At 60.8% G+C, this 26,041-nt stretch carries 23 protein-coding genes; 11 read left to right on the top strand and 12 right to left on the bottom strand.

Annotated elements, in window-relative coordinates:
* Positions 1-27: 27 nt before the first annotated feature.
* Positions 28-792, bottom strand: coding sequence for a TOBE domain-containing protein (locus QMK55_RS10735; RefSeq protein ID WP_102356260.1), 765 nt, complete (start codon positions 790-792; stop codon positions 28-30).
* Positions 793-979: 187 nt separating this feature from the next.
* Entirely contained in the window at positions 980-1,714 is a 735-nt protein-coding gene (locus tag QMK55_RS10730) for a ComF family protein (protein ID WP_320329144.1), read from the bottom strand.
* 91 nt (positions 1,715-1,805) lie between these two features.
* On the opposite strand from QMK55_RS10730, the gene bioB reads away from it, so the two are divergent.
* The 9 genes from bioB (at position 1,806) to QMK55_RS10685 (ending at position 12,341) form a co-directional block, all read left to right on the top strand.
* A complete protein-coding gene (gene bioB, locus QMK55_RS10725) occupies positions 1,806-2,861 on the top strand; it encodes a biotin synthase BioB (RefSeq protein ID WP_320329143.1) in 1,056 nt (351 codons plus the stop codon).
* Between the two features lie 148 nt (positions 2,862-3,009).
* The gene (gene bioF, locus QMK55_RS10720; RefSeq protein ID WP_102356257.1) at positions 3,010-4,188 is read left to right on the top strand and encodes an 8-amino-7-oxononanoate synthase; all 1,179 of its coding nucleotides are present in this window, start codon (positions 3,010-3,012) and stop codon (positions 4,186-4,188) included.
* Positions 4,181-4,912 carry an alpha/beta fold hydrolase gene (locus QMK55_RS10715; RefSeq protein ID WP_102356256.1) on the top strand — a complete coding sequence of 244 codons (732 nt, stop codon included), beginning with the start codon at positions 4,181-4,183 and terminating at the stop codon, positions 4,910-4,912. Before bioF ends, QMK55_RS10715 begins: the two co-directional genes overlap by 8 nt.
* Positions 4,905-5,717 carry a malonyl-ACP O-methyltransferase BioC gene (gene bioC, locus QMK55_RS10710; protein ID WP_102356255.1) on the top strand — a complete coding sequence of 271 codons (813 nt, stop codon included), beginning with the start codon at positions 4,905-4,907 and terminating at the stop codon, positions 5,715-5,717. The genes QMK55_RS10715 and bioC overlap by 8 nt, the downstream gene beginning before the upstream one ends.
* Complete coding sequence (gene bioD / locus QMK55_RS10705) at positions 5,714-6,394, top strand: dethiobiotin synthase (RefSeq protein ID WP_102356254.1); 681 nt, start codon at positions 5,714-5,716, stop codon at positions 6,392-6,394. Before bioC ends, bioD begins: the two co-directional genes overlap by 4 nt.
* A 109-nt stretch (positions 6,395-6,503) precedes the next feature.
* Positions 6,504-6,800 carry a hypothetical protein gene (locus QMK55_RS10700; RefSeq protein WP_003228898.1) on the top strand — a complete coding sequence of 99 codons (297 nt, stop codon included), beginning with the start codon at positions 6,504-6,506 and terminating at the stop codon, positions 6,798-6,800.
* Between the two features lie 275 nt (positions 6,801-7,075).
* Positions 7,076-8,881 (top strand): phenylacyl-CoA dehydrogenase, encoded by a 1,806-nt coding sequence (locus QMK55_RS10695; RefSeq protein WP_025108590.1) that lies wholly within the window; start codon positions 7,076-7,078, stop codon positions 8,879-8,881.
* Positions 8,882-9,072: 191 nt separating this feature from the next.
* Positions 9,073-10,362 carry a GGDEF domain-containing protein gene (locus QMK55_RS10690; protein ID WP_102356253.1) on the top strand — a complete coding sequence of 430 codons (1,290 nt, stop codon included), beginning with the start codon at positions 9,073-9,075 and terminating at the stop codon, positions 10,360-10,362.
* Between the two features lie 200 nt (positions 10,363-10,562).
* On the top strand, positions 10,563-12,341 hold the full coding sequence (locus QMK55_RS10685) for an acyl-CoA dehydrogenase C-terminal domain-containing protein (RefSeq protein ID WP_320329142.1): 1,779 nt from the start codon (positions 10,563-10,565) through the stop codon (positions 12,339-12,341).
* Between the two features lie 227 nt (positions 12,342-12,568).
* Here the strand turns inward: QMK55_RS10685 and QMK55_RS10680 are convergent, their stop codons facing one another.
* Complete coding sequence (locus tag QMK55_RS10680) at positions 12,569-13,483, bottom strand: LysR family transcriptional regulator (protein ID WP_320329141.1); 915 nt, start codon at positions 13,481-13,483, stop codon at positions 12,569-12,571.
* A 169-nt stretch (positions 13,484-13,652) separates the two neighbouring features.
* On the opposite strand from QMK55_RS10680, the gene QMK55_RS10675 reads away from it, so the two are divergent.
* Together QMK55_RS10675 and QMK55_RS10670 are read left to right on the top strand one after the other, a co-directional pair.
* On the top strand, positions 13,653-14,936 hold the full coding sequence (locus QMK55_RS10675; RefSeq protein ID WP_320329140.1) for an aspartate aminotransferase family protein: 1,284 nt from the start codon (positions 13,653-13,655) through the stop codon (positions 14,934-14,936).
* Positions 14,937-15,133: 197 nt separating this feature from the next.
* Positions 15,134-15,292, top strand: coding sequence for a YqaE/Pmp3 family membrane protein (locus QMK55_RS10670; RefSeq protein WP_003228885.1), 159 nt, complete (start codon positions 15,134-15,136; stop codon positions 15,290-15,292).
* A 133-nt stretch (positions 15,293-15,425) separates the two neighbouring features.
* Here QMK55_RS10670 and QMK55_RS10665 read toward each other — a convergent pair whose 3' ends face one another.
* From QMK55_RS10665 to QMK55_RS10625, 9 genes are all read right to left on the bottom strand, one after another.
* Positions 15,426-17,237, bottom strand: coding sequence for a S9 family peptidase (locus tag QMK55_RS10665; protein WP_320329139.1), 1,812 nt, complete (start codon positions 17,235-17,237; stop codon positions 15,426-15,428).
* On the bottom strand, positions 17,203-18,342 hold the full coding sequence (pqqE, locus tag QMK55_RS10660; protein ID WP_371859063.1) for a pyrroloquinoline quinone biosynthesis protein PqqE: 1,140 nt from the start codon (positions 18,340-18,342) through the stop codon (positions 17,203-17,205). Before pqqE ends, QMK55_RS10665 begins: the two co-directional genes overlap by 35 nt.
* Positions 18,335-18,610, bottom strand: coding sequence for a pyrroloquinoline quinone biosynthesis peptide chaperone PqqD (gene pqqD / locus QMK55_RS10655; protein ID WP_102356247.1), 276 nt, complete (start codon positions 18,608-18,610; stop codon positions 18,335-18,337). Before pqqD ends, pqqE begins: the two co-directional genes overlap by 8 nt.
* Complete coding sequence (gene pqqC / locus QMK55_RS10650) at positions 18,607-19,359, bottom strand: pyrroloquinoline-quinone synthase PqqC (RefSeq protein WP_320329138.1); 753 nt, start codon at positions 19,357-19,359, stop codon at positions 18,607-18,609. Before pqqC ends, pqqD begins: the two co-directional genes overlap by 4 nt.
* 139 nt (positions 19,360-19,498) lie before the next feature.
* A complete protein-coding gene (gene pqqB / locus QMK55_RS10645) occupies positions 19,499-20,410 on the bottom strand; it encodes a pyrroloquinoline quinone biosynthesis protein PqqB (RefSeq protein WP_102356246.1) in 912 nt (303 codons plus the stop codon).
* A gap of 81 nt (positions 20,411-20,491) precedes the next feature.
* Positions 20,492-20,566: a pyrroloquinoline quinone precursor peptide PqqA gene (gene pqqA / locus QMK55_RS10640; RefSeq protein ID WP_003444522.1), complete on the bottom strand. Its 75-nt coding sequence runs from the start codon at positions 20,564-20,566 to the stop codon at positions 20,492-20,494.
* Between the two features lie 168 nt (positions 20,567-20,734).
* Complete coding sequence (gene pqqF, locus QMK55_RS10635; RefSeq protein WP_320329137.1) at positions 20,735-23,152, bottom strand: pyrroloquinoline quinone biosynthesis protein PqqF; 2,418 nt, start codon at positions 23,150-23,152, stop codon at positions 20,735-20,737.
* A gap of 48 nt (positions 23,153-23,200) precedes the next feature.
* Positions 23,201-23,995 carry a carbon-nitrogen hydrolase family protein gene (locus QMK55_RS10630; protein WP_102356244.1) on the bottom strand — a complete coding sequence of 265 codons (795 nt, stop codon included), beginning with the start codon at positions 23,993-23,995 and terminating at the stop codon, positions 23,201-23,203.
* Between the two features lie 12 nt (positions 23,996-24,007).
* Positions 24,008-25,690 (bottom strand): flavin monoamine oxidase family protein, encoded by a 1,683-nt coding sequence (locus tag QMK55_RS10625; RefSeq protein WP_102356243.1) that lies wholly within the window; start codon positions 25,688-25,690, stop codon positions 24,008-24,010.
* Between the last annotated feature and the right edge of the window lie 351 nt (positions 25,691-26,041).

Raw genomic sequence — 26,041 nt, 5'->3', positions numbered from 1 at the left:
GATGAAGCTTTTGTTGCAGAACGTCCGTTATAGCGGTGCGCCGATCAGCACATTGGACGGCGAGAACTGCACCTGGACCGGTTGCTGGATATTCAGCCCGCGAGTGCGAAGCTGCAGCGGCTCTGCCAGAGCGCACAGCGTCTGGCCGTTGGGCAGGGCGATGCGCACTTCGCTGGGGCCGTCCTCGGCATCGAGAATGGCTTCGATGATGCCGCTCAGAAGATTGTGTCCAGATGTTGCTGCTTGATCCGCCGCCAGCAACTCAAGCCAACCGGCCTTGATCAGTGCCACTACTTCGGTGCCCGGTTGCAGCTCCAGGTGCACGGTGCTGTCGTGGGTGATCTGCGCATCGATGCACAGGCCTTCGGCCAGTTCGAGGCGGATCAGGTCATTGCGTCCCGCGCCTTCGATGGCCACGACCTTGCCGTGCAACTGGTTGCGGGCGCTGGTGCGCAGCATCAGCCGACCGAGCAGATCGAGGTCGCTGGCGTCTTCGGCGGCCTCCAGGACCTGCGCCTGCAAGGCTTGCAGCTTTTGATACAGACGCAACACCCGTTCGCCTTCGCTGGACAGCTTGGCGCCACCGCCACCCTTGCCGCCAACCGCGCGCTCCACCAGTGGTTTCTGCGCCAGGTTGTTCAGCTCATCGATCGCATCCCAGGCCGCCTTGTAACTCAGCCCGGCGCTTTTCGCGGCGCGGGTGATCGAGCCCTGCTCGGCAATGTGTTGCAGCAAAGCAATGCGCTGCGGACGGCGGACGATGTGCTGGGACAACAGGGAGGGCAGGGACATGAAGTGGGCGCTTTTTAACGGTGGCGGTGAGGAGTGAAGTTGGCCGCTTGCGGCGCATCAGTCAAGCCAAACACAGTTCCCTTGTAGGAGTGAGCCTGCTCGCGATAGCGGTGGATCAGTCGGCATCTATGTTGACAGTGAAGGCGCCATCGCGAGCAGGCTAACTCCTACAAGGGGGGTGCCGATTTCAGCTTCCGGGTTTCGGTGTGCGGGCCAGGCAATACACATCAATTCTCGCCGCCCCTGCATCCCTCAGCAGTCGCGCCAGAGCCTGGGCCGTGGCGCCGGTGGTCAGTACATCATCGATCAACGCGATATGCCGACCGTTCACATCCGCATCGGGCGCCATAGCGAAGGCGTTACGCAAGTTGCGCTTGCGCGCCTTGGCGTCGAGGTCCTGCTGAGCGCTGGTGTCATGTATCCGCCGTAGAACATGTTCCTCAAAAGGCAGCTCAAGCTGTTTGCTCAACCATCGCGCCAGCATCGCCGCTTGATTGAAGCCTCGTTGACGCAAGCGCTTGTTCGACAACGGCACGGGCAACAACACGTCGGGGCGTGGCAGTCCCTCATCGAAGCGATGTTGCAGGTATTGTCCGGCAACGTCGGCGAGCAGGTGACCAAACGGCCATTTTGCGTTGTGTTTAAAACGCGTAATCAGACTGTCCACCGGGAAGTCATAACGCCACGGTGCAATGACCTGCTCGAAGGCCGGAGGCTCTAGCAGGCACTCGCCGCAAGTCAGGCCTGTGTCGGGCAGCGGCAGCGCGCAGCTCTGGCAGTGGTCGCCGAGCCAGGGCAATTCGGTTTCGCAGGCGACGCAGATTGGCATTTCTGCTTCTGCGGGCTCATCACACAGCAAGCAGGTCTGTGCGTTTTTTAAACAGATGTAAACCTGTTGTTCGTGTCGTGGTTGACAGCGCATGGCTCTTCCTTAAATATGCCGAACATCCGTGTCGCGCCTGTGGGTATTCCATTCCCGCAGCCGCCAGCCAAGCATAACCAAGGAACTGCCCATGAGCGCCAGCACCTCTGCCACCCTGCGTCACGACTGGTCTTTAGCCGAAGTCAAAGCCCTCTTCGTACAGCCATTCAACGACTTGCTGTTCCAGGCGCAGACGGTGCACCGCGCGCATTTCAACGCCAACCGCGTGCAGGTTTCGACCCTGCTGTCGATCAAGACCGGTGCCTGCCCGGAAGACTGCAAGTACTGTCCGCAGTCCGGTCACTACAACACCGGCCTGGAAAAAGAAAAACTGATGGAAGTGCAGAAGGTCCTCGAAGAGGCTGCCCGCGCCAAAGCCATCGGCTCCACGCGTTTCTGCATGGGGGCTGCGTGGAAACACCCGTCGGCCAAAGACATGCCGTATGTGCTGAAGATGGTTGAAGGCGTCAAGGCCATGGGCCTGGAAACCTGCATGACCCTCGGCCGTCTCGACCAGGAGCAGACTGCAGCGCTGGCCGAGGCCGGCCTGGATTACTACAACCACAACCTCGACACCTCGCCCGAGTTCTACGGCAGCATCATCACCACCCGCACCTACAGCGAGCGCCTGCAGACCCTGGCCTACGTGCGTGAGTCGGGGATGAAGATCTGCTCCGGTGGCATCCTCGGCATGGGCGAGTCGCTCGATGACCGCGCCAATCTGTTGATTCAACTGGCCAACCTGCCGGAGCATCCGGAGTCGGTTCCGATCAACATGCTGGTGAAAGTCGCCGGCACTCCGTTGGAGAACGCTGATGACGTCGACCCGTTCGACTTCATCCGCATGCTCGCGGTAGCGCGCATCCTCATGCCGCAATCCCACGTGCGCCTGTCTGCCGGCCGCGAAGCGATGAACGAGCAGATGCAGGCGCTGGCGTTCTTCGCCGGTGCCAACTCGATTTTCTACGGCGACAAACTGCTGACCACCGCCAACCCGCAGGCCGACAAGGACATGCAACTGTTCGCCCGTCTGGGCATTCAGCCGGAAGCGCGCGAAGAGCATTCCGATGAAGTGCATCAGGCCGCGATCGAGCAGGCGCTGGTGGAGCAGAAGAGCGGCGAGCAGTTCTATAACGCCGCCGTCTGAACAAAGCTTGAAATGCAAAACCCCTGTAGGAGTGAGCCTGCTCGCGATAGCGGCCTGACATTCACCATTTATGTCGGCTGATACACCGCCATCGCGAGCAGGCTCACTCCTACATAGGATGTGTGTCATTAAAAAAGTCGAGGCCTGCATGTCTTTCGATCTCGCCGCACGCCTTGCTGCCCGCCGTGCCGAAAATCTCTATCGCCAGCGCCCCTTGCTCGAGTCCCCGCAGGGGCCTGAAGTGGTGGTCGACGGTCAGCCGTTGCTGGCGTTCTGCAACAACGACTACCTGGGCCTGGCCAATCACCCGCAGGTGATCGAAGCCTGGCGCGCCGGTGCCGAGCGCTGGGGCGTCGGTGGCGGGGCGTCGCATCTGGTGGTCGGCCACAGCGGTCCACACCACGCACTCGAAGAAGCATTGGCCGATCTCACGGGCCGGCCGCGAGCGCTGTTGTTCACCACCGGTTACATGGCCAACCTCGGCGCGGTCACGGCGCTGGTCGGGCAGGGCGATACCGTGCTTGAAGACCGGCTCAACCATGCCTCGCTGCTCGATGCAGGCCTGTTGTCCGGCGCGCGTTTCAATCGTTATCTGCACAATGACGCCGACAGTCTGGCCAAGCGTTTGGAGAAAGCCACCGGCAACACGCTGGTGGTCACCGACGGAGTGTTCAGCATGGACGGCGACATAGCCGATCTGCCGGCGCTGGCGCGGGAGGCCAAGGCCAGGGGCGCGTGGTTGATGGTCGACGATGCCCATGGCTTCGGTCCGCTGGGCGCCCATGGCGGCGGAATCGTCGAGCATTTCGGTTTGAGTCAGGACGATGTGCCGGTGCTGGTCGGCACCCTCGGCAAGGCGTTCGGCACCGCAGGCGCATTTGTCGCTGGCAGCGAAGAGCTGATCGAAAGCCTGATCCAGTTCGCCCGGCCGTACATCTACACCACCAGCCAGCCACCGGCGCTGGCCTGCGCGACGTTGAAAAGTCTGGAGTTGCTGCGCACGGAACACTGGCGTCGCGAACATTTGCAGACGCTGATCCGTCAGTTCCGCCACGGTGCGGAGCAGCTCGGTCTACAACTGATGGACAGCTTTACTCCGATCCAGCCCATCCTGATCGGCGACGCCGGTCGCGCCGTGCGCCTGTCGCAGATGCTGCGCGAACGCGGATTGATGGTCACCGCGATCCGCCCGCCCACCGTGCCCGCTGGCAGCGCACGTCTTCGCGTGACCCTGACCGCCGCCCACAGCGAGGCGCAGGTGCAGCTATTGTTAGAGGGACTGGCCGATTGCTTTGCCCAACTGCCGCCGGAGCCAAGCCATGCGTAATCGCCTGATTCTGCTGCCCGGCTGGGGCCTCGGGGTTTCACCGCTGGAGCCTTTGGCAGCGGCGTTGCAGGGACTCGACGAGCATCTGCATGTCGAGATCGAGCCGTTGCCGGAACTGGACTCCGGCGATCTGCAGGATTGGCTCGACGAACTCGATGAGCGTATTCCTCAGGATGTGTGGCTGGGCGGCTGGTCGTTGGGCGGCATGCTTGCTTCTGAATTGGCAGCACGGCGTGGCGAGCGTTGCTGCGGCCTGCTGACGCTGGCGAGCAATCCGTCCTTCGTTGCCCACGAGCAATGGCCGAGTGCGATGCCGGGGGAGACGTTCGATGCGTTTCTCGCTGGCTGCACGGCCGATCCCAAAACCACCCTCAAACGTTTCTCGCTGCTGTGTGCCCAAGGCGCGCAAGACCCGCGCGGTTTGTCGCGACTGATGCTCGGCGGTGCGCCAAACGCGGCGCCAACGGCATTGATGGCCGGGCTGGAATTGCTGGCGCAACTGGACACCCGTGGCGCGTTGCAGGCGTTTCGCGGCCCGCAATTGCACCTGTTCGCCGGGCAGGACGGATTGGTGCCAGCAGAGGCAGCAGGTGAGTTGTTTGCACTGCTGCCGGATATCGAGATTGGTCTGATTGAACAGGCCAGTCATGCGTTTCTTCTGGAAGACCCCCATGGTGTGGCGGGTGCGATCCAGGCTTTTTTACATGAGTGCGGTGATGACTGATTTGTCTCTTGTTGCGCTGCCCGGCGGCTTGCCCGACAAGCGCCAGGTCGCGGCCTCTTTTTCCCGTGCAGCGGCAAGCTATGACAGTGTTGCCGAGTTGCAGCGTGATGTCGGTTCGCAGTTGCTGCAGCGCTTGCCATCGGGTTTTGTGCCATCGCGCTGGCTGGATCTGGGCTGCGGCACCGGGTATTTCACTCGCGCATTGGCCGAGCGCTTTACTCAGGGGCAGGGGCTGGCGCTGGACATCGCCGAAGGCATGCTCGCGCACGCGCGTCCCTTGGGCGGTGCGCAGCATTTCATCGCCGGTGATGCCGAACGTCTGCCGCTGCGGGATGCGACGTGTGATCTGCTTTTCTCCAGCCTCGCGGTGCAGTGGTGTGCGGACTTCGAGTCGGTGCTCAGTGAGGCTTTTCGCGTGCTGAAACCCGGCGGGATTTTTGCGTTTGCTAGTCTTTGTGTAGGGACGTTGTACGAATTGCGCGACAGTTGGCGTCAGGTCGATGGCTTGGTGCACGTCAACCGCTTCCGCGAGTTCACCCGTTATCAACAGTTGTGCATGGCCAGTGGTTTACACACGGTGAGTCTGCAGAATCAGGCGCACGTACTGCATTACCCGGATGTGCGCAGCCTGACGCATGAGCTCAAGGCGCTGGGTGCGCACAATCTGAACCCTGGTCGTCCGGGTGGCTTGACCGGGCGGGCGCGGATTCTCGGTCTGGTCGAAGCATATGAGCAGTACCGTCAGGCACAAGGATTGCCGGCGACCTATCAGGTGGTTTACGCCGTGTTGGAGAAACCCTTATGAGCGCAGCCTATTTCATCACCGGAACGGACACCGATGTCGGCAAGACCACCGTGGCTGCCGGCTTGCTGCATGCGGCGCGGTCGGCGGGGCTGAGTACGGCGGCGGGTAAACCGGTGGCTTCGGGCTGCGAAGTGACGCCCAAGGGACTGCGCAATGCCGATGCACTGGCGCTGCTGGCCGAATGTTCGGTGCCGCTGACTTATCAACAGGTCAATCCGGTGGCGTTCGAACCTGCGATCGCCCCGCATCTGGCGGCGCGGGAGGCGGGCGTGGCGCTGACGGTGCAATCGTTGCTGGCGCCGATGCGCGAGATTCTGGCGCTGAATGCCGATTTCACCCTCATCGAAGGTGCGGGTGGCTGGCGGGTGCCGTTGGCGGATCAGGCCAATCTATCGGACCTGGCCATTGCCTTGAAGCTGCCAGTGATTCTGGTGGTAGGTGTTCGGCTGGGGTGCATCAGTCACGCCTTGCTGACGGCTGAGGCGATCGCGCGCGATGGTCTGCAACTGGCCGGGTGGGTGGCCAACATCATTGATCCGAAGACTTCGCGGCTGGAAGAGAATCTGGCGACGCTGGCTGAACGGCTACCGGCGCCGTGCCTGGGGCGCGTGCCGAAATTGAAGTCGCTTAGCGCTGAGGCGGTGGCTGATCACTTGCAACTCGATCTGCTCGACTAATGTTTTTGGCTATGACGAGGCACTGTGCCATCAGTATTTTTGACGGGTGTTTTTCTGGCGCCTCTGCTTCAATGGCACCCATTGATCCTTCCCAAGGATGAGAACTCCCATGGAAATCTCCGGTAACACAGCTTTTTATGCGGGTTTGAGCACCATTCAGACCGGGCAGAACCGCGTCGATCAGGCCGCCAGCCAGATTGCCAACAACACCATCGAGCGTTCGGTCACCAGCCAGTCTTCCGAGGCACAGGTCGATCGTCTGCGCGGCATTGATCGCAGCCAGCAAATGGATCCGGGCAGCGCCATGGCCGAGATGGCCCAAGGCAAGTTCCAAGTCGAGCTGGGCACCAAAGTCGCCAAGGCTTCCGATGAAATGCTTGGGACGATCATCGATACATTTGCCTGATTTTTCTCAATCAGTGTTTGCCGAACGCCGCGTCTTGTCGCGGCGTTTTTCGTTGTAAGTCCTTCTCCCTCAACTAATCTTTTTTATCGCCCATGACGCTTCACCGTCCATGGCGGTTTGCTGTGTCCGGTGTTTGAAAGCAGTGATGACGAACGGCAAAAGATCGACGCTTGACAAGGTTTCGGCGTAAACGTATGTTTCAAACAACTGTTTGACCGTCACAACAAATCAACACGGTCGTTCATTCCCGGTTACATCAGCAGAGGTTTATCGCTATGCCTGACTACAAGGCCCCCTTGCGTGATATTCGCTTCGTTCGTGACGAACTGCTCGGCTACGAAGCGCATTATCAGAGCCTTCCGGCTTGCGCCGACGCAACGCCGGACATGGTTGACGCCATTCTCGAAGAAGGCGCCAAGTTTTGTGAGCAGGTACTGGCACCGCTGAACCGTGTGGGCGACCTCGAAGGCTGCACCTGGAGCGAGTCCGGCGTGAAAACCCCGACTGGCTTCAAAGAGGCGTACAAGCAATTCGTCGAAGGCGGCTGGCCAAGCCTGGCGCACGACGTCGAGCACGGCGGTCAAGGCCTGCCGGAGTCGCTGGGTCTGGCCGTCAGCGAAATGGTTGGCGAAGCCAACTGGTCGTGGGGCATGTACCCAGGCCTGTCGCACGGCGCGATGAACACCATCTCCGAGCACGGTACCCCAGAGCAGCAAGACGCTTACCTGACCAAACTGGTTTCCGGCGAGTGGACCGGCACCATGTGTCTGACCGAACCGCACTGCGGCACCGACCTGGGCATGCTGCGCACCAAGGCCGAGCCTCAGGCCGACGGTTCCTACAAGGTTTCCGGCACCAAGATCTTCATCTCGGCCGGCGAACACGACATGGCCGACAACATCGTCCACATCGTACTGGCCCGCCTGCCGGACGCGCCGGCTGGCACCAAAGGCATTTCCCTGTTTATCGTTCCAAAGTTCCTGCCGAATGCTGATGGCACTCTCGGTGCACGCAACGCAGTGAGCTGTGGTTCGCTGGAACACAAGATGGGCATCCACGGCAACGCCACTTGCGTGATGAACTTCGACGGTGCCACCGGTTTCCTGATCGGCCCGGCGAACAAAGGCCTGAACTGCATGTTCACCTTTATGAACACCGCACGTCTGGGTACCGCGCTGCAAGGTCTGGCCCACGCCGAAATCGGCTTCCAGGGCGGCCTGAAATACGCTCGCGACCGTCTGCAAATGCGCTCCCTGACTGGCCCGAAAGCGCCGGACAAAGCTGCTGACCCAATCATCGTGCACCCTGACGTGCGCCGCATGCTGTTGACCATGAAGGCATTCGCCGAAGGCAACCGCGCGATGGTGTACTTCACTGCCAAGCAGGTCGACATCGTCAAATACGGCGTCGATGAAGAAGAAAAGAAGAAGGCCGACGCACTGCTGGCGTTCATGACCCCAATCGCCAAGGCATTCATGACCGAAGTCGGTTTCGAATCCGCCAACCACGGCGTGCAGATCTACGGCGGCCACGGCTTCATCGCCGAGTGGGGCATGGAGCAGAACGTTCGCGACAGCCGCATTTCGATGCTGTACGAAGGCACCACCGGTATCCAGGCTCTCGACTTGCTGGGCCGTAAAGTGCTGATGACTCAAGGTGAGGCTCTGAAAGGCTTCACCAAGATCGTCCACAAGTTCTGCCAGAACAACGAAGGCAACGAAGCCGTCAAAGAATTCGTTGCACCGCTGGCTGCACTGAACAAGGAGTGGGGCGAGCTGACCATGAAGGTCGGTATGGCGGCCATGAAAGATCGCGAAGAAGTCGGCGCGGCCTCTGTGGACTACCTGATGTACTCCGGTTACGCCTGCCTGGCCTATTTCTGGGCCGACATGGCACGTCTGGCAGCCGAGAAACTGGCAGAAGGCACCGGCGACGCAGCGTTCTACACCGCCAAGCTGCAAACCGCGCGTTTCTACTTCCAGCGCATCCTGCCACGCACCCGTACCCACGTGGCCACCATGCTGTCGGGCGCGAACAACCTGATGGACATGAAAGAAGAAGATTTCGCACTGGGCTACTAAGCCTTAACGCGGTCTGACGAAACCGCTGCTCCTCCCGGGGCAGCGGTTTTTTTGTTTCTGAATCGCTCAGAAACCCGGGTTTTCTGCCGTTAAAGAGACTGCATGTGATCTGGATCACATTGTGTGTGCTTAACTGGCCACATTGCAGGCACAATGCCATCTCTTTGATATGACGGGTCGGAGCTTTACCCTTGCCGCGTTCTTCCGCTGTACGTTTCAGTCATTTCCTACCTTCACTGCTGTTGTTGCTCGCGGGGTTGGCGGCTGCGTACGTCAAAGACCTCAACGTGTTCTTCACGTCACTGTTCAACGTGCTGCCGACTCTGGTGCTGCTGTTGGGCGGCGCTTACTGTGCGGTTTACCGACGTCAGCGTGAACTGTTTCTGATGCTCACGGTGTACATCGCCTACTTTCTGCTCGACACTCAGACCGACTATTATCGCGACAACGGCAAAGTGCGCGAAGACGCCGCCGTGGTGTTCCACCTGGTCTGCCTGCTGCTGCCGTTGCTGTTCGGCCTGTTCGCCGCGTGGCAGGAGCGCACCCATCTGTTTCAGGACATGGTCGCGCGCTTCGCCGTGTTGTTGGCCTTTGGCAGCGTCGCCCTCGGCCTTGAGCAGAGCTATCCCCAGGCGCTGTTGATGTGGCTTTCGGAGATTCGCTGGCCAGCGCTGCACGGTGCGTGGATGAGCCTGATCCAGATGTCCTATCCGGTGTTCCTCTCGGCGTTCCTGTTGCTGGCCTGGCAATACTGGCGCAACCCGCGTCCGCTGCATGCGGCGCAATTGGTCGGCTTGCTCGGGGTGTTCTGGATGCTGCCGAAAACCTTCATTCTGCCGTTCACCCTGAACATCATGTGCAGCCAGGTGATGCTGATGATTGCCGCTGCTGTGGCGCATGAGGCCTACCAAATGGCCTTCCGCGATGAACTCACCGGTCTGCCGGGGCGTCGTGCGCTCAATGAGCGTATGCAGCGGCTGGGCCGCAACTATGTGCTGGCGATGAGCGACGTCGATCACTTCAAGAAATTCAACGACACCCACGGCCATGATGTCGGTGACCAGGTACTTCGACTGGTCGCCAGCAAACTGTCGAAAATCAGCGGTGGCGGTAGGGCGTATCGCTATGGCGGTGAGGAATTCGCCCTGGTGTTTGCAGGCAAAACCCTCGAGGAGTGCATGCCGCACCTGGAAGTCATTCGCGAGTCGATTGCCTCCTACAACATTCAGCTGCGCAATCAGGAAAACCGTCCGCAGGATGACCTGCAAGGACGTCAGCGCCGTGGTGGCACTGGTGCTTCAAGTGTGTCGGTCACGGTCAGTATCGGCGTCGCTGAGCGCGTGGAGCAGCGCACGCCGGAAGAAGTTCTGAAGTCCGCCGACCAGGCGTTGTACAGCGCCAAGGGGGCCGGGCGTAACTGCGTCATGGCGTTCGGGCAGAACCGTCGCGGTGCGGTACGCATGGACGCTGCGGCAGGCTGAATTGCGCTCTGCTCAACGCGCCTCTCTACAATAAAAAGCCCGCTGATCGCGGGCTTTGTTTTTGGTTGAATTACTGGTGACTAAAAATAACAAATCAGTCACTGCCTGACCCTATGTGTCGCAAAAGTTGTTGAGGTACACTCGGCCTCAACGAAAACACTCTTCCACGAATCACCTGTTTAGATCTTGCGAGGTTTGCCATGGCTGACTACAAAGCGCCGCTGCGCGATATGCGCTTCGTCCTCAATGAAGTATTCGAGGTCGCCAAACTCTGGGCCGAACTGCCGGCATTGGCCGAGACCGTCGATGCCCAAACCGTAGAAGCCATTCTCGAAGAGGCCGGCAAGGTCACCAGCAAAAGCATTGCGCCGCTGAGCCGGGCTGCCGACGAAGAAGGCTGCCACTGGAAGGACGGTGCCGTCACCACGCCGGCCGGTTTCCCACAGGCTTATCAGACTTACGCTGAAGGCGGCTGGGTCGGTGTCGGTGGCGATCCGGCCTACGGCGGCATGGGCATGCCCAAGGCCGTTTCGGCGCAGGTCGAAGAGATGGTCAACTCCGCCAGTTTGTCGTTCGGTCTGTACCCGATGCTGACCGCCGGCGCCTGCCTGTCGATCAACGCCCACGCCAGCGAAGAGCTGAAAGCGGCGTACCTGCCGAACATGTACGCCGGGATCTGGGCCGGTTCCATGTGCCTGACCGAGCCGCACGCCGGCACCGACCTGGGCATCATCCGCACCAAGGCCGAACCTCAGGCCGACGGGTCCTACAAGGTCAGCGGCACCAAGATCTTCATCACCGGTGGTGAGCACGACCTGACCGAAAACATCATTCACCTGGTGCTGGCGAAACTGCCGGACGCACCCGCCGGCCCGAAAGGCATTTCGCTGTTCCTGGTGCCGAAGTTCATGGTCAATGCCGATGGCAGCCTGGGCGCGCGCAACCCGGCGAACTGCGGTTCGATCGAACACAAGATGGGCATTCAGGCGTCTGCCACCTGCGTGATGAACTTCGACGAAGCCGTGGGGTATCTGGTCGGTGAGCCGAACAAGGGCCTGAACGCGATGTTCACCATGATGAACTACGAGCGTCTGGGCGTCGGCATTCAAGGCCTGGCCAGCGGCGAGCGTTCTTATCAGAACGCCGTCGAATATGCCCGTGATCGTCTGCAGAGCCGTTCGCCGACCGGCGCGCAGAACAAGGACAAGGTCGCTGACCCGATCATCGTCCACCCGGACGTGCGTCGCATGCTGCTGACCATGAAAGCCTCGAACGAAGGTGGCCGCGCATTCTCCACCTACGTGGCGATGCAGCTCGATACCGCCAAGTTCAGCGAAGACGCCACCACCCGCAAACGTGCGGAAGATCTGGTGGCGCTGCTGACGCCAGTGGCCAAGGCATTCCTCACCGACCTCGGTCTGGAGACCACCGTTCACGGCCAGCAGATTTTCGGCGGCCACGGCTACATCCGCGAGTGGGGCCAGGAGCAACTGGTGCGTGACGTGCGCATCACCCAGATCTACGAAGGCACCAACGGCATTCAGGCGCTGGACCTGGTCGGGCGAAAGATCGTTGGCAGCGGCGGTGTGTTCTACAAGCTGTTCGCTGACGAGATCCGCCACTTCACCGCAACTGCCAGCGCTGACCTGAGCGAATTCACCAAGCCGCTGAACGATGCCGTCAGCACCCTCGACGAGCTGACGGCATGGCTGCTGGATCGGGCGAAAACCAATCCGAACGAAATCGGCGCTGCCTCGGTCGAATATCTGCAAGCGTTTGGCTACGTTTCCTACGCCTACATGTGGGCACTGATGGCCAAAGCCTCGCTGGGCAAGGAAGCGCAGGACGATTTCTACGCCAGCAAGCTGGGCACCGCGCGGTTCTATTTCGCCCGTCTGCTGCCGCGCATCCACTCGTTGAGCGCATCGGTGAAGGCTGGCAGTGAATCGCTGTTCCTGCTGAACGCTGAGCAGTTCTGATGATGTAACGTCATGTAAGCATTCTCTTACGTGACGTGCTGCTGTTCTCCCATAGGCGTAGATTGGATCCACAGCTAATCTACAACTCATGGACGTCGCGCAGGAAGCGCAAAGCAACAACATGGACACGTAGGATTCTGCCAGGGTGGCGGAGTGAAATGGATGTCAGGGAAACAGTCTGCAAAGCCCCGCTTCGGCGGGGTTTTCTTTTGCCTGAAGAAAAGTGTTCAGGCTAGGGGATCCAGCGCCGGTTTCACTTCACGTTCCATCACTTCCTCCAACAATGTCCGTAGCAGCGCCAAAGGCGCCTGCTGGCGTTGTACGTCGCGACACACCAGACCGACCTTCAGCGGCACCCGTGGTTCGCTCAGTGGCTTCCACAGCAGATCCTCATCGTCGTACTCCTTCTGCGAACGTCCGGGAAGTACCGTCGCCAGTTTGGTGTGCGGCAGGCTGTCGAGAATCCCCAGCATATTGTTCAGCTCGGCCTGAACTTGCGGGCGCCGTCCCAGGCTGGTCAGCTGAGCCTGCCAGATCTGCCGAATCTGGAACTCTTCGCCCAGCAGCAACATCGGCAGCTCGGCCGCCTGACGGATCGAAACCTTCTTGAACTCACGCAACGGATGATCTGCCGGGATCACCAGCGTCAGCTCATCTTCGTAGAGCATCACGCCATGCAGCCCGGGCTGTCGCGGTGGCAGGTAGCTGATGCCAATGTCCAGCGAGCCGTTGAGCAAGCGACGTTCGATTTCCAGCCCACTCAGCTCATAAATCTGCACCACCAGATGCGGCTGCGCCTTGCGCACCCGCTCGAGCATTTGCGGTACGAGGCTGGTGTGCACGGTTTGCAGCACGCCAATCGCCAGGGTGCGTAATGCCTGGCCCTTGAAGTTGCCCAGCGCCTCTCGTGCCCGTTGCAAACCATCGAGCAGTGGCAGGGCGTGGTTGTACAAGGTGTGCGCGGCGAGGGTCGGCAGCAGGCGTTTGCTGCTGCGTTCGAACAGGGTGACGTCGAGGTTTTGTTCGAGTTGGCGAATCTGCTGCGACAGCGCCGGTTGCGAGATCGACAGGCGCTCGGCGGCTCGGCCGACATGGCCTTCTTCGTAGACCGCGACGAAATAACGCAGTTGTTTAAAATCCATAAGTAATTCTTATCGAAAATGCTGGTAAATCGAAATGGCCCGAAGCCCTCGCTGAGCCTAGTCTAACCGCAATCACAAGGCTTACAGGGCCATAAAGCGCGATGAATAGCGTTTGCTTCGACAGTGTTTGCATAGGCAGTTCAAAAAACCTCACGCGAGGTTTTTTTCAATGAATCTGTTCAGTTTGCGGCGCCAGACGCCGAGTCTTGATGACCTCGCGTTCGAGGCCAACCCACGCGATGCCGGCGAAAGTCTGAATGCCGAACGGCTGATGCCCAGCGTTGAACGACCACAGCAGGTGTTTGTTCGCGGCCAGGGTTCCTGGCTGTGGGACAGCAATGATCGCGCCTACCTCGACTTCTCTCAGGCCGGCGGCGCCAACAGTCTGGGGCACAGCCCATCGGCGCTGGTCAAAGCGATTGCCGGTCAGGCTCAGGCGCTGATCAATCCCGGTTTCAATCTGCACAATCGCGGCATGCTCAGCCTCGCCGAGCGCCTGTGTGCCAGCACCTCAAGCGATCAGGCCTACTTGCTCAACAGCGGCAGTGAGGCCTGTGAAGCGGCGATCAAACTGGCGCGTAAATGGGGCCAGCTGCATCGTGGCGGCGCGTCACGGATCATCGTGGCGAAGCAAGGCTGCCACGGTCGCAGTCTGGCGACGATTTCGGCGTCGGACAGTTGCAACCTGCACAACCGTTTCGCTCCGTTGCTGCCGGGTTTCGATCTGGTGCCGTTCAACGACTTGCCGGCGCTGCATGCGGCTGTCGATGCGCAAACCGTGGCGATCATGCTCGAACCGATCCAGAGCGATGCCGGGGTGATTGCGGGCACCGAGCATTACCTCAAAGGCGTTGAGCGGCTGTGCCGCGAACTGGGCATTCTGCTGATTCTCGATGAAGTCCAGACCGGCATCGGTCGCTGCGGTACCTTGCTCGCCGAACAGTCCTACGGCGTACGCGCCGATATCGTCGTGCTCGGCAAAGGGCTTGGTGGTGGCGTGCCGCTGGCGGCGCTGCTGGCCCGGGGCCAGGCTTGCTGCTTCGAGGTGGGCGAGTTGGGCGGTACTCATCACGGCAACGCACTGATGACAGCGGCCGGTCTGGTGGTGCTCGACAGCGTGCAGGACCGGGCGTTTCTGCAGCAAGTCAACGACCACGGCCAGTACCTGCGCGAAGGCCTCGCTCGACTGGCACACCGTTACGGCCAAGGCGAGTTGCGTGGGCAAGGGCTGTTCTGGGGACTGAGCCTGTCAGAGGATTGCGCTGATGCTGTGGTCAATGCCGCCCTGCATGAAGGCCTGTTGCTCAACGCCCCGCAAGCCAACTGCCTGCGTTTCACTCCGGCACTCACCGTCAGCAAGGCCAACATCGACGAAATGCTCCTGCGCCTGACCCGTGCCTTCTCGCGGGTGCGTACCGCGCAATTGCAATGTCGCAAAGGGATTGCCGTCTGAGCTGAAGTTTCCTACCCGATTTCAAGAACCGTCTCGCGGTATAACGCACGCCTCACGCCTGATTCTTTTGGCGTGGGGCGTTTTTTTGTGCTCGATGATGGCGATCAAATGGCGTTTGCACTGAACCCTGACGAACGGCACGGGTCGATTAGCTTGTATGGCTCAAGTGAGCCAACCCCCCAATCAGGAGCTGCCCCATGGACTTCATTCGCATCATCATCGCCATTCTGTTGCCGCCACTGGGTGTGTTTCTGCAGGTCGGGTTCGGCGGGGCGTTCTGGCTGAACATTCTGCTGACGCTGTGTGGCTACATTCCGGGGATCGTGCATGCGGTGTACATCATCGCCAAGCGCTGAGTTCAGCGGCGCCCAGTAGATAGCTTTCGCGAGCAGGCTCGCTCCCACTGGGGATTTGTGAACACCACAGATCCATTGTGGGAGCGAGCCTGCTCGCGAATGGGTCGACGCTAATTTGAAAGAAGCGCGGTACTCAGTCCGCCAACCCCATCACCCGCCGATAAAACGTCCACTCCTGCTCCAGCGCATGCGCCTGATTCACCGCCCGGCGAAAGCCATGGCGCTCTTCAGCGTAGTAATGCGCCTCGACCGCGATGCCATTGCGCTCCAGTGCCATGACCATGTCGCGGGTCTGTTGCGGCACGACGACGGCGTCCAGTTCGCCCTGAAAGAAAATCACCGGCACACGAATGTTGCTCGCGTGCAGCAATGGCGTGCGGGCGGCGTAGCGGTCGGCGTCCTGTACGGGATCGCCGATCAGCCAGTCCAGATAATCACCTTCGAACTTGTGCGTCGCCCGGGCCAGTGCCACGGGGTCGCTGACGCCGTACAAACTGGCGCCCGCACGGAACACCTGCTGGAACGCCAACGCGCACAACGTTGTGTAACCCCCGGCACTGCCACCGCGGATGAAGGCGCGCTCGCCGTCGATCAAGCCTTGTTCCGCCAGATACGCCACCACCGCGCAGGCGTCCTCGACATCCACTTCCCCCCAGCTCAGATGCAAAGCCTGGCGATACTCGCGGCCATAACCGCTGCTGCCGCGATAGTTGAGGTCGGCGACGGCGAAACCGCGTTGCGTCCAGTACTGGATGCGCGGGTCGAGCATCGGGTAGCAGGCTGAGGTCGGGCCGCCGTGGATGAACACCACCAGCGGTGGCCTGGATTCGTCGTTCATTGCCGGATAGAAGAAACCGTGGGCCTCACCCGAGCCACTTGGATAACGCAGGGTTTGCGGACGGCTGATGCGATCGGCAGGCAAGGGCGCCACGCCACCGGCCAGCACGTTGACTTCGCGAGTAGCGCGATCAATGGCGATCACCGCTGAAGGGCTGATCGGCGAGGCGGCGATGCAGTAGATGAACTGCTGATCCAGCGCCAGATGCCGGAAGCGGCTGTAGTCGCCAGTGAAGTCTTCGTCGCCGAGCATCAGGCGACCAAAACCACCTTCGCTCCAGCTCGCCAAAAACGAACTCTCGACAGGCAGCCAGGTGCAGCCACCCAGTTGCCACGGCGCCGGGGCATGATCGGCCTGCGCCGCTGGCAATGGCCTCAAGCCGTCGGAGGTTTCAGCCCATGGCTGCCAGAATCCACCGCGATCGGTCAGGCAATACAGGCGATTTTCGGCGTCGAATCGCGGTTGCTGGATCGACTCTTCAAGGTCGTCACCGGCGACGCAGCGGGGTGCGGAAAAACCACCCTCAGCCATATGCTCGGCCACCATCAGTCGCGTAGACGTCCACGGCTGATGTGGTCGGCTCCACTCGATCCACGCCAGTCGCGAACCGTCCGGGCTGATGATCGGCGCAGCGTAAAAGTCCGCGCCTTCTGCCAGCAAATGCCGCATGCCGTCAGCCAGATCAATGGCTACCAGCCGATGTTGATCTTGCTGTTCCTCAACCGCCAGAACCTGGCCGAAAGCGAAATGCAGATCGCCATAACGACACTCGCCTGACGTCAGCGCCTCAGGCACGCCCTCCAGTGTCTGCCGATACAGCTGCTGGTCTGCCTCATTGACGAAAACCACCCCCTCAGGCGTCAGACAAAACGCGCCACCGCCATATTCGTACACCCGGCTACGCACGCTGAAACCCGCAGGCGTCAGACATTTCGCCACGCCGTCGCGCCAATGCCAGATCCGGCACGCGGCATCCTCCGGGCGATATTCATTCCAGAACAAACCGTGGGTGCCGAGTTGCAGTTCGGCGAAATCCATTCCGGCGGCGACGGCTTGCGAGGCGCTGAAAGGTTCAGCCCTTGGCGATGAGGCGTGAGTTTCGTTCATTGCGAAAGGCCAGTTGTTCGATGGTCTGGGTGGCGTGCTCGGCTTCTTCGCGGGCCTTGAGGATTACGCCGTGATGTTCGGATTTGCTGCACACCGGGTCGGCATTGCTCGCGTCACCCGTGAGCATGAACGCCTGGCAGCGGCAGCCGCCGAAGTCCTTTTCTTTCTCGTCGCAGGAGCGGCACGGCTCGGGCATCCAGTCGTAACCGCGAAAGCGATTGAAGCCGAACGAGTCGTACCAGATGTGCTGCATGCTGTGATCGCGCACATTGGGAAACTGAACCGGCATCTGCCGGGCACCGTGGCAGGGCAGGGCGGTGCCGTCCGGGGTGACGGTTAGAAAGATGCTGCCCCAGCCGTTCATGCAGGCTTTCGGGCGTTCTTCGTAGTAGTCCGGGGTGACGAAAATCAGCTTGCACGGATGCCCTTCGGCCTCCAGTTTGGCGCGGTATTGGTTGGTGATGCGTTCGGCGCGCACCAGTTGTTCCTGGGTCGGCAACAGGCCGACCCGGTTGAGCTGCGCCCAGCCGTAGAACTGGCAGGTGGCGAGTTCGACGAAGTCGGCCTCAAGCGCGATGCACAGCTCGATGATGCGGTCGATCTTGTCGATGTTGTGCCGATGGGTGACGAAGTTCAGCACCATCGGATAGCCGTGGGCCTTCACCGCCCGGGCCATTTCCAGCTTCTGTGCGAAAGCCTTTTTCGAGCCGGCGAGCAGGTTGTTCACTTGCTCGTCACTGGCCTGGAAGCTGATCTGGATGTGATCGAGCCCAGCCTTCTTGAAGTCGCTGATTTTCTGCTCGGTCAAGCCGATGCCGGAGGTGATCAGGTTGGTGTAGAAACCCAACTGCCGCGCCTCATGAATCAGTTCGGCGAGATCCTGCCGCACCAAAGGCTCGCCGCCGGAAAAGCCCAGTTGCGCCGCGCCCATCTCCCGCGCTTCGCGGAAGACCTTGATCCACTGCTCGGTACTCAGCTCTTTGCCCTGCTCGGCGAAATCCAGCGGATTGGAGCAGTACGGGCATTGCAGCGGGCAGCGGTAGGTCAGCTCGGCGAGCAGCCACAGCGGCAGGCCGACTTCAGGCTTGGGCGGCAGATCAGTCAAGGGTGATCCAGTGCTGCGCACGGGCAACCTCCATGAATTGCTCGATATCGTCACCGAGCTCGGGCACGCCGGGGAACTGCTCATCGAGTCTGGCGATGATCGCCGTGACATCGCGCTCACCGTCGATCAAACCCCCGATCAGCGCGGCGCTGTCGTTGAGCTTGATCATGCCCTCGGGGTAGAGCAGCACGTGGCCTTTCTGCGCCGGTTCGTACTGGAAGCGGTAGCCGGGACGCCAGGTCGGGATCTTGCTGCGATCGAAACTCATAGGGTGATTCCTTTGTGCCAGACCCGTTGCTCGGTGACACTGTGATACGGCGGGCGGTTCAGTTCGTAAGCCATGCTCATGGCATCGAGCATGCTCCAAAGAATGTCCAGTTTGAACTGGAGAATTTCCAGCATGCGCTCCTGGCCTTCGCGGGTCTTGTAGTGTTCGAGCGTGATCGCCAGCCCGTGCTCGACATCGCGCCGGGCCTGCCCGAGGCGGGTACGGAAGTACTCGTAACCGGCCGGATCGATCCACGGGTAATGCTGCGGCCAACTGTCGAGGCGCGACTGGTGGATCTGTGGCGCGAACAGTTCGGTCAACGAACTGCTGGCGGCTTCCTGCCAACTGGCCCGGCGGGCGAAGTTGACGTAGGCATCGACGGCGAAACGCACGCCGGGCAGCACCAGTTCCTGGGAGCGCAGTTGATCCGGGTCGAGGCCGACCGCTTGACCGAGGCGCAGCCAGGCTTCGATACCACCGTCTTCACCGGGGGCGCCGTCGTGATCGAGCAGGCGTTGAATCCACTCGCGACGGATCTCGCGATCCGGGCAATTGGCGAGAATTGCCGCGTCTTTCAGGGGGATGTTCACCTGATAGTAGAAGCGGTTGGCGACCCAGCCCTGAATCTGTTCGCGGGTGGCGCGACCTTCATACATCGCCACGTGGTAGGGGTGGTAGATGTGGTAGTAGGTGCCTTTGGCACGCAGGGCCGCTTCGAATTCGGTGGGGGACATTGGCGTGTCAGTCATGTCTGTTCTCCGGGAACAACCATTGGATTCAGTGTTGTCTGCTCGGGCCTCATCGCGAGCAGGCTCACTCCTACAAGTGATCGCGTTCCAATGTAGGAGTGAGCCTGCTCGCGATAGACCGCGCAGCGGTCTCAAAGGCTTACAACACAATGCTCATGCCGTCATACGCCACTTCAACATTACGCCGCGCCAACTCCGCACGCTCCGCCGAATCCTCATCGAGAATCGGGTTGGTGTTGTTGATGTGGATAAGCACCTTGCGCTGCTCGGGCAACTGCTCCAGTACTTCGAGCATGCCGCCGGGGCCGTTTTGCGCCAAGTGGCCCATCTCGCGCCCGGTGCGGGTGCCGACGCCACGGCGCTGCATTTCATCGTCGTCCCACATCGTGCCGTCGACCAACAGGCAATCGCTGCCAGCCATGATCTCCAGCAACGGCGCATCAACCTTGCCCAGCCCCGGCGCATAGAACAGCTTGCCGCCTGTCTTCAGGTCTTCGACGATCAGGCCGATGTTGTCGCCCGGGTGCGGGTCGAAGCGGTGCGGCGAGTACGGCGGCGCTGCGCTACGCAACGGCAGCGGAGTAAAGCGCAGGTTCGGGCAGGCGGCGACGGTGAAGCTCTGGTCGAGTTCGATGCGGTTCCAGTTCAACCCGCCGTTCCAGTGGGTGAGCATCTTGAACAGCGGGAAACCGGTGCTCAGGTCTTCGTGAACCATGTCCGTGCACCAGACCTGATGCGGGCAGCCTTCGCGCAGGCTGAGCAGGCCGGTGGTGTGGTCGATCTGGCTGTCCATCAGGATGATCGCGCTGATGCCGGTGTCACGCAGAGCGCGGCCCGGTTGCATCGGGGCGAAGCTCTGCAGTTGCGCGCGGATGTCTGGCGAGGCGTTGCACAGCACCCAGTTCACGCCGTCATCGGAAATCGCGATGGACGATTGGGTGCGGGCCTTGGCATTCAGGCTGCCGTCGCGAAAGCCTGCGCAATTGACGCAGTTGCAGTTCCACTGCGGAAATCCGCCACCGGCGGCCGAACCCAGAATCTGGACGAACATGAACGCTCCCATCTTTCAACGCTGAAAATAAAACGCCCCGGCGAGCCGAGGCGTTGCACTGCAAGTCTGCGTAGGCAGAACTCAGCGGCTGGCGAAGTACATGGTGACTTCGAAGCCGATACGCAGGTCGGTGTAAGCCGGTTTGGTCCAAGCCATGAGGTGACTCCTTCAAGTGGGTAATGCGGTGGATGGGATAGCGCTGTCCATAGTTATAGTCCACGGCAGCGCAGGGATGTTCCAAATAGTTAGGCTGCTATGTTACTCAAAATTTCCAGGTGATTGCCCGTGAATCTTTGAGAAAGCTCCTTGCAGCTTGAGTAATGATCATTTTCCTGCTTGCCACGGCGCGCCGGGTGAAGCGCTGCTGGCCAGACAGTGCCAGCCGCCCTCGGCGCTGATCAGGCGTTGCGCCGCCGCCAGCAGTGCCGGGCGCTCCAGTTGCGCGATGGCTGCGATCAGTTGTGTCAGATAATCCGACGAGTGGCCGGCGAGCTTGGCCTGCCACAGCAACTCGGCGGCATCCTTGGCGGACAGGTTGCTCTCGTCCAATTGCTCTGCGAGAGACTGGCGCAGCTGGTTGAAACTGTGGTCATCCAGACGTTCGATCAGTCCGGGAACGCTGGCGAGGAACCGCTGGATATGCCCGAGCAACGCCACTGGCGCGGCGTTGGGCGACTGCACCCCAAACAGCAATCCGGTCTGGCCGTGGATCTGTCGCAAGGCGCTGAACACAGCATAACCCAACTGCAACTCGACCCGTAGGCGCTGATAGAACGGGGCCTGGCACAGCTGCGCGAGCAGACGCCAGGCGGCTTCGTCGGCGATCTCGTGGCCCGCAGTCGGGCAGAACAGCAGCAGTGCGTATTCGCTGGAGGCTGTGTCGATGTGGTACCAGACATGTCGAGTGTTGCTCGCTGGCGTTGCAGGGATCTGGTTGTCCGGGATGCCGGGGATGCGACTCAGGGCCAGGCCCATGGCGGATTGCGTCTGCGCGCTGAGGCCCAGGGCCAGTCCGTCCCAACGGGAAGTTGTCCACAGCTGTTTGGTGTCGTCCGAGCGCGCCGCCGTTGGCAGGCAACGTTCTGGCAATGCCTTGAGCAACTCGCGGATCGCTATCAACGGCGCTTCCGGCTCTGCGCTCGAAGAATTGGCGTCAACGTGCGTCAGGCATTTCAGCGCATGTTCCAGGACACTGGGCATCGGTTCTTGCAGCCCGGTCAGTTTCAGCAGCCATTGAGTCCCGCTGGCACTGAACGACAATTCGACCCCGGCCTGACGTGCGTCTTCCCGGGTTTCTCGCAGACTGTGTTGCAGCTTCCCGTGCAGATCGTTCGTTGCTGCTGCTTCCAACTGCCAGCGCAGGTAAATCGCCCCCTCATCATCGCTATCCGCCAAGGCCTGGCTGAATTGCATCGGCGAGCGTTCGCGGCGGCTGCGTGAGCGATCCTGGGCAAAGGTACGCAGGCCTCGGTGGGCGCTGGTTTGACCGCGAATCAGCCCGGCGTTGGCCAGCGGTTCGCTGGAACCGAGGAAAGGGTTGGCGGCAGGCAGGTGCCAGTGCGCGCTGAAGTTATCCACAACACCGATGTCGCTCAGGATCTGTTTGAGGGCGACGCCGCCGTTTTCCGACAAGCCGTGTTCGAGCTGTTCGCTGTCGAGCCGCGCCAATTGCAGTGCGCCGCTGATTTGCTGTAGACGTTCCAGCAACCTGGCGTACTCCTCGCGCAACGCTGCCCAGTCCTGTTGCGCGGCGAAGAAACTCAGCCAATCCAGCGCCTGTTCACCAATGGCGCTCAGGGATTCGGCCGGAGCAGTGAATTGCAGGTGCAGCAAGGCTTGTCCGGCAAAGTGATACAGCGGTGTAGCTTTGAGGCTGTCCGCGAGATTCTGTTGCCGCAGATGTGCGAGCAGGCCGCCGGGCTTGGTGTTGTTCAATCCATGGCAAAGGAACGCCAGCGCTTCAACGCAAGCGTCGGGCAGCGCTTCGAGGGCGAACAGCAGATTGCAGTGCTGCCCGCCGAGCTGTTGATAACTTGTTACCTGCAGTGGCTGGGTTGCCGCTTGCGCAACGTTATCCCCAACCGGCAGCCTCGCGGCAAACTGCTGCGCCAGTGTGCGCAACTCCTCAATGCTCTGCGGCCCGACCAGACTCAAGGTCATTTGGCCGCTGCGATAAAACTGCTGATGGAAGTTCTTCAACGCCTGTTGAAACGCCGGCTGCTCGACCTTCAGGCTGTCGCGATTGCCCGCATGAAAACCGCGCAACGGATGCGCTGCCGGCAAACCCTCGTACAAGGAAAGTGCCTGCTGCGCTGTGGGATCCTGCGACCAGGCGACAAATTCCGCGTCCAGCACTTCGCGTTCACGCAACTGATCGTCCAGATTCATACGCGGGTGGGCGAGCATGTCTGACAGACGCTCAAGCCCAGCGTCGAAGGCCGTGGTCGGCAACTCAAAGAAGAAGTCGGTCGTGCGCTCGCGTGTGCTGGCATTCACCTGGCCTCCATGCCTTTGCACGTAGGCCATGAGTGCCTGATCGGCAAGAAACCGCTCGGTGCCGAGAAACAGCAAATGCTCGAGGAAATGCGCGAGCCCCGGCCAATCCAGCGGCACATCATGACTACCGGCAGCCACCCGCAACGCGGCAGCGCAGCGCTTCAAGCCAGGCACATGACGCAGGGTCACGCGCAAGCCGTTGGCCAGGGTTTCAGTGTGAGGGCGGGGGTGAGTCGGCGCAGGCATGGGCACTTCCAGAACAGTGAAGTGCCAATGCTAGCGGATTGCGTGGGGTCAGCGCTTGTTCAGTGCGTCGTAAAGCTCGGGACGGCGGTCACTGAGGTAGCGATTGGCGGCGCGGGAATCGACCATCAACTGACGATCCAGCTCGCCGACGATCAGCGCTTCATCCAGCCCGGCCTGGGCGATACGGCTGCCGTCCGGTGCGGCGATGCTGCTTTGCCCGCAATAGTGGATCTCGCCTTCCTGCCCGCAGTAGTTGGCATAGGCCACGTAGCACTGGTTTTCGAAAGCGCGCGAACGCACGGTGACGTCGGCGACGAAATCGAACGGGATCATGTTCGCCGTCGGCACCAGAATCAGCTCGGCACCGGCCAGTGCCAGGCGCCGCGCGTTCTCCGGAAACTCCAGGTCGTAGCAGATCAGGAAACCGAGCTTCCAGCCGTTGAGTTCGACCAGCGGAAAATCGTCTTCGCCCGGGCTGAACATCGAGCGGTCCAGATCACCGAACAGATGCGTCTTGCGGTAATTGCACAGGCGTTCGCCGTGCGCATCGATCAACTGCACGGCGTTGTAGATCTGCCCGTCGGCGGTGCGCTCCGGATAACCGTAGGCAATCGCCAGTCCGGCGGCTTTGGCGATTCGACCGATCTGTTGCGCCCATTCGCCGTTGTAGACCTCGGCCAGCGTACTGACTGCCTCGGCACCAATGTTGTAGCCGGTCAGAAACATCTCCGGCAACACCAGCAGGTCGGCGCCCTTGGCCTCCATCGCCAGTTGCTGCAGGCGTTGCAGGTTGGCGGCGGGGTCCAGGGGCAGCGGTGGACATTGGTAAAGGGCTACACGCATCGGGGATTCCTCTTACTCGGGCAGGGCGATAGGGCCGATGTCTTTGAACACATCACCCGGGCCCGGGTTCGCTTTATGTGTCGACCCGCCGAAGTGCTTCATGATGCCCCATACCGCGTTGAGCGAAGTCTGCACCGCGCCTTCGACCCACGCCGGCGTCCACGACACGTCATCACCGGCGATGAAAATCCCGCGCTGCTCGGCTGGCATGTCGTCCTGCATGAAGTGCGCGTACATGCGCTGGTTGTAGCGATAGTGGCCGGGCAGGGCGCCCTTGAACGCACCGAGGAAGTACGGGTCGGCTTCCCACGACACGGTGATCGGATCGCCGATGATCCGCGCGGCGATGTCGACTTTCGGGTAGATCTTCTTCAACGCGTTCAACGCCAGTTCCACACGTTTTTCCACCGGGTGCGGCAGCATCTTCAGCGCGTCGCTCATCCACGAGTACGACAGGCAGATCACGCCGGGCTTGTCGTCGCCGTTATCGAACAGATAGGTGCCACGGGTCAGGCGATCGGTGAGGGTCATGCTCATCAGGTCGCGACCAGTTTGCGGGTCCTTGTCCTTCCAGAACGGTCGGTCGACCATCACGAAGGTCTTCGACGACTGCATGTAGCGCGTACGGTCCAGCGCCATCCACATTTTCTGCGAGAACAGGGTTTCGTCGCATTCGATCTGGGTGGTCAGCAGCCAGCTCTGGCAAGTGGTCAGCACGGCGGCGTATTCGCGGGTGTCGCCGTTGTTGTCGGTGACGGCGAAACGGCCGTCCGGCGCGTGGGCGATTTTTTTCACGCCGGAACGCGGCGCGCCACGGTGCAGGGACTTCAGGCTGGTGCCTTCAGGCCAGTACACGCAACGCTCCGGCACATGCCGCCAGATGCCTTGCGGCACCTGTTCGACACCGCCGACCACCAGGTGCTGGTGATCGTCGCAGTTGGTCATCACCACGCGGAAGATTTCCAGCATCGAGTTGGGGAAGTCCGAGTCCCAGCCGCCAGTGCCGAAGCCGACCTGACCGAACACTTCGCGGTGATGGAACGACAGCTTGGCGAAGGCCTTGGACGTGGCAACGAAGTCGTAGAACGTGCGGTCATCCCACAGCGGCACGAGCTTGTTCCATAGCTCCTTGAGGCGTGGCACATCGCGGTCGCGGATTGCTTGCTGGATATCGGCGAACTGCGAGCCGGCCTCCAGCGCATCCGCCCAGGCGTCAGCCACTTCCTGGAACAGTGCAGGAAGATCCTTCAGGCTTTGTGCGTAATGGGTTTTGCCTTCCAGGTCGATGACGGTGCTGCCGGAGGCCGGCGTCAGCGGGTTCGGGAACGGTTTGGTCTCGAGGCCTAGCTTGTCGACATAGTGGTAGAACGCCGTGGAGGACACCGGGAAACGCATGCCGCCCAGTTCCGCGACGATGCCGTCGGTGCCGTTGAACGCTTGTGAACGCAGACGTCCGCCGAGCTTCGAAGCCTCGTACACCACCGGTTTCAGGCCGAGCTTCATCAATTCGTACGCGGCCACCAGACCAGCGATACCAGCACCGACAATCGCCACTTCAGCGCCGTGATTGTGTTCAGGAATGCTGCCTAGACCGGCCGGGTGTTCGATCCAGTCGTCGAAAGCGAAAGGAAAGTCCGGACCGAAAATGGTGATTGGTTTCTTACCGTCTGCAGGATGGCGATTGTTCTTGTTCATGGCTGACCTTGCTGGCGACCCGACACCGAATGCGCGTCTGAGTATAGGAAAAGATGCCAGCCATTCTAGGGAGCGTAGAACACGTTAATAAGACGCAAAGTGTCGTCGTTTTGCCAATTAAATGATCAATATGACGATTGATGACTGCATACCGACCAAAATGTAGGCACGAGCCTGCTCCCACAGTGGATTTGTAGCTGGCGCAGACTCTGTGCGTGATCCGGTCAAAGGTGGGAGTGGGCTTGCTCGCGAAAGCGTCTCGTCAGTCGCCATCAACAGTGGCTGATCCACCGCCTTCGCGAGCAAGCCCGCTCCCACAGTGGATTTGTAGCTGGCGCAGATTCTGTGCGT

The organism is Pseudomonas sp. P8_229 (genome assembly GCF_034008635.1).
GTDB lineage: Bacteria > Pseudomonadota > Gammaproteobacteria > Pseudomonadales > Pseudomonadaceae > Aquipseudomonas.
This window is presented reverse-complemented; position numbering and strand designations above follow the sequence as displayed.

Coding starts and splice junctions, on each gene's coding strand:
- pqqB (WP_102356246.1), bottom strand. CDS start 20,410: ATGTTCGTCCAGATTCTGGGTTCGGCCGCCGGTGGCGGATTTCCGCAG.
- QMK55_RS10730 (WP_320329144.1), bottom strand. CDS start 1,714: ATGCGCTGTCAACCACGACACGAACAACAGGTTTACATCTGTTTAAAA.
- pqqC (WP_320329138.1), bottom strand. CDS start 19,359: ATGACTGACACGCCAATGTCCCCCACCGAATTCGAAGCGGCCCTGCGT.
- QMK55_RS10685 (WP_320329142.1), top strand. CDS start 10,563: ATGGCTGACTACAAAGCGCCGCTGCGCGATATGCGCTTCGTCCTCAAT.
- QMK55_RS10680 (WP_320329141.1), bottom strand. CDS start 13,483: ATGGATTTTAAACAACTGCGTTATTTCGTCGCGGTCTACGAAGAAGGC.
- pqqF (WP_320329137.1), bottom strand. CDS start 23,152: ATGCCTGCGCCGACTCACCCCCGCCCTCACACTGAAACCCTGGCCAAC.
- QMK55_RS10630 (WP_102356244.1), bottom strand. CDS start 23,995: ATGCGTGTAGCCCTTTACCAATGTCCACCGCTGCCCCTGGACCCCGCC.
- QMK55_RS10625 (WP_102356243.1), bottom strand. CDS start 25,690: ATGAACAAGAACAATCGCCATCCTGCAGACGGTAAGAAACCAATCACC.
- bioC (WP_102356255.1), top strand. CDS start 4,905: ATGACTGATTTGTCTCTTGTTGCGCTGCCCGGCGGCTTGCCCGACAAG.
- bioB (WP_320329143.1), top strand. CDS start 1,806: ATGAGCGCCAGCACCTCTGCCACCCTGCGTCACGACTGGTCTTTAGCC.
- bioD (WP_102356254.1), top strand. CDS start 5,714: ATGAGCGCAGCCTATTTCATCACCGGAACGGACACCGATGTCGGCAAG.
- QMK55_RS10670 (WP_003228885.1), top strand. CDS start 15,134: ATGGACTTCATTCGCATCATCATCGCCATTCTGTTGCCGCCACTGGGT.
- QMK55_RS10700 (WP_003228898.1), top strand. CDS start 6,504: ATGGAAATCTCCGGTAACACAGCTTTTTATGCGGGTTTGAGCACCATT.
- QMK55_RS10665 (WP_320329139.1), bottom strand. CDS start 17,237: ATGAACGAAACTCACGCCTCATCGCCAAGGGCTGAACCTTTCAGCGCC.
- bioF (WP_102356257.1), top strand. CDS start 3,010: ATGTCTTTCGATCTCGCCGCACGCCTTGCTGCCCGCCGTGCCGAAAAT.
- pqqD (WP_102356247.1), bottom strand. CDS start 18,610: ATGAGTTTCGATCGCAGCAAGATCCCGACCTGGCGTCCCGGCTACCGC.
- QMK55_RS10715 (WP_102356256.1), top strand. CDS start 4,181: ATGCGTAATCGCCTGATTCTGCTGCCCGGCTGGGGCCTCGGGGTTTCA.
- QMK55_RS10675 (WP_320329140.1), top strand. CDS start 13,653: ATGAATCTGTTCAGTTTGCGGCGCCAGACGCCGAGTCTTGATGACCTC.
- QMK55_RS10735 (WP_102356260.1), bottom strand. CDS start 792: ATGTCCCTGCCCTCCCTGTTGTCCCAGCACATCGTCCGCCGTCCGCAG.
- QMK55_RS10695 (WP_025108590.1), top strand. CDS start 7,076: ATGCCTGACTACAAGGCCCCCTTGCGTGATATTCGCTTCGTTCGTGAC.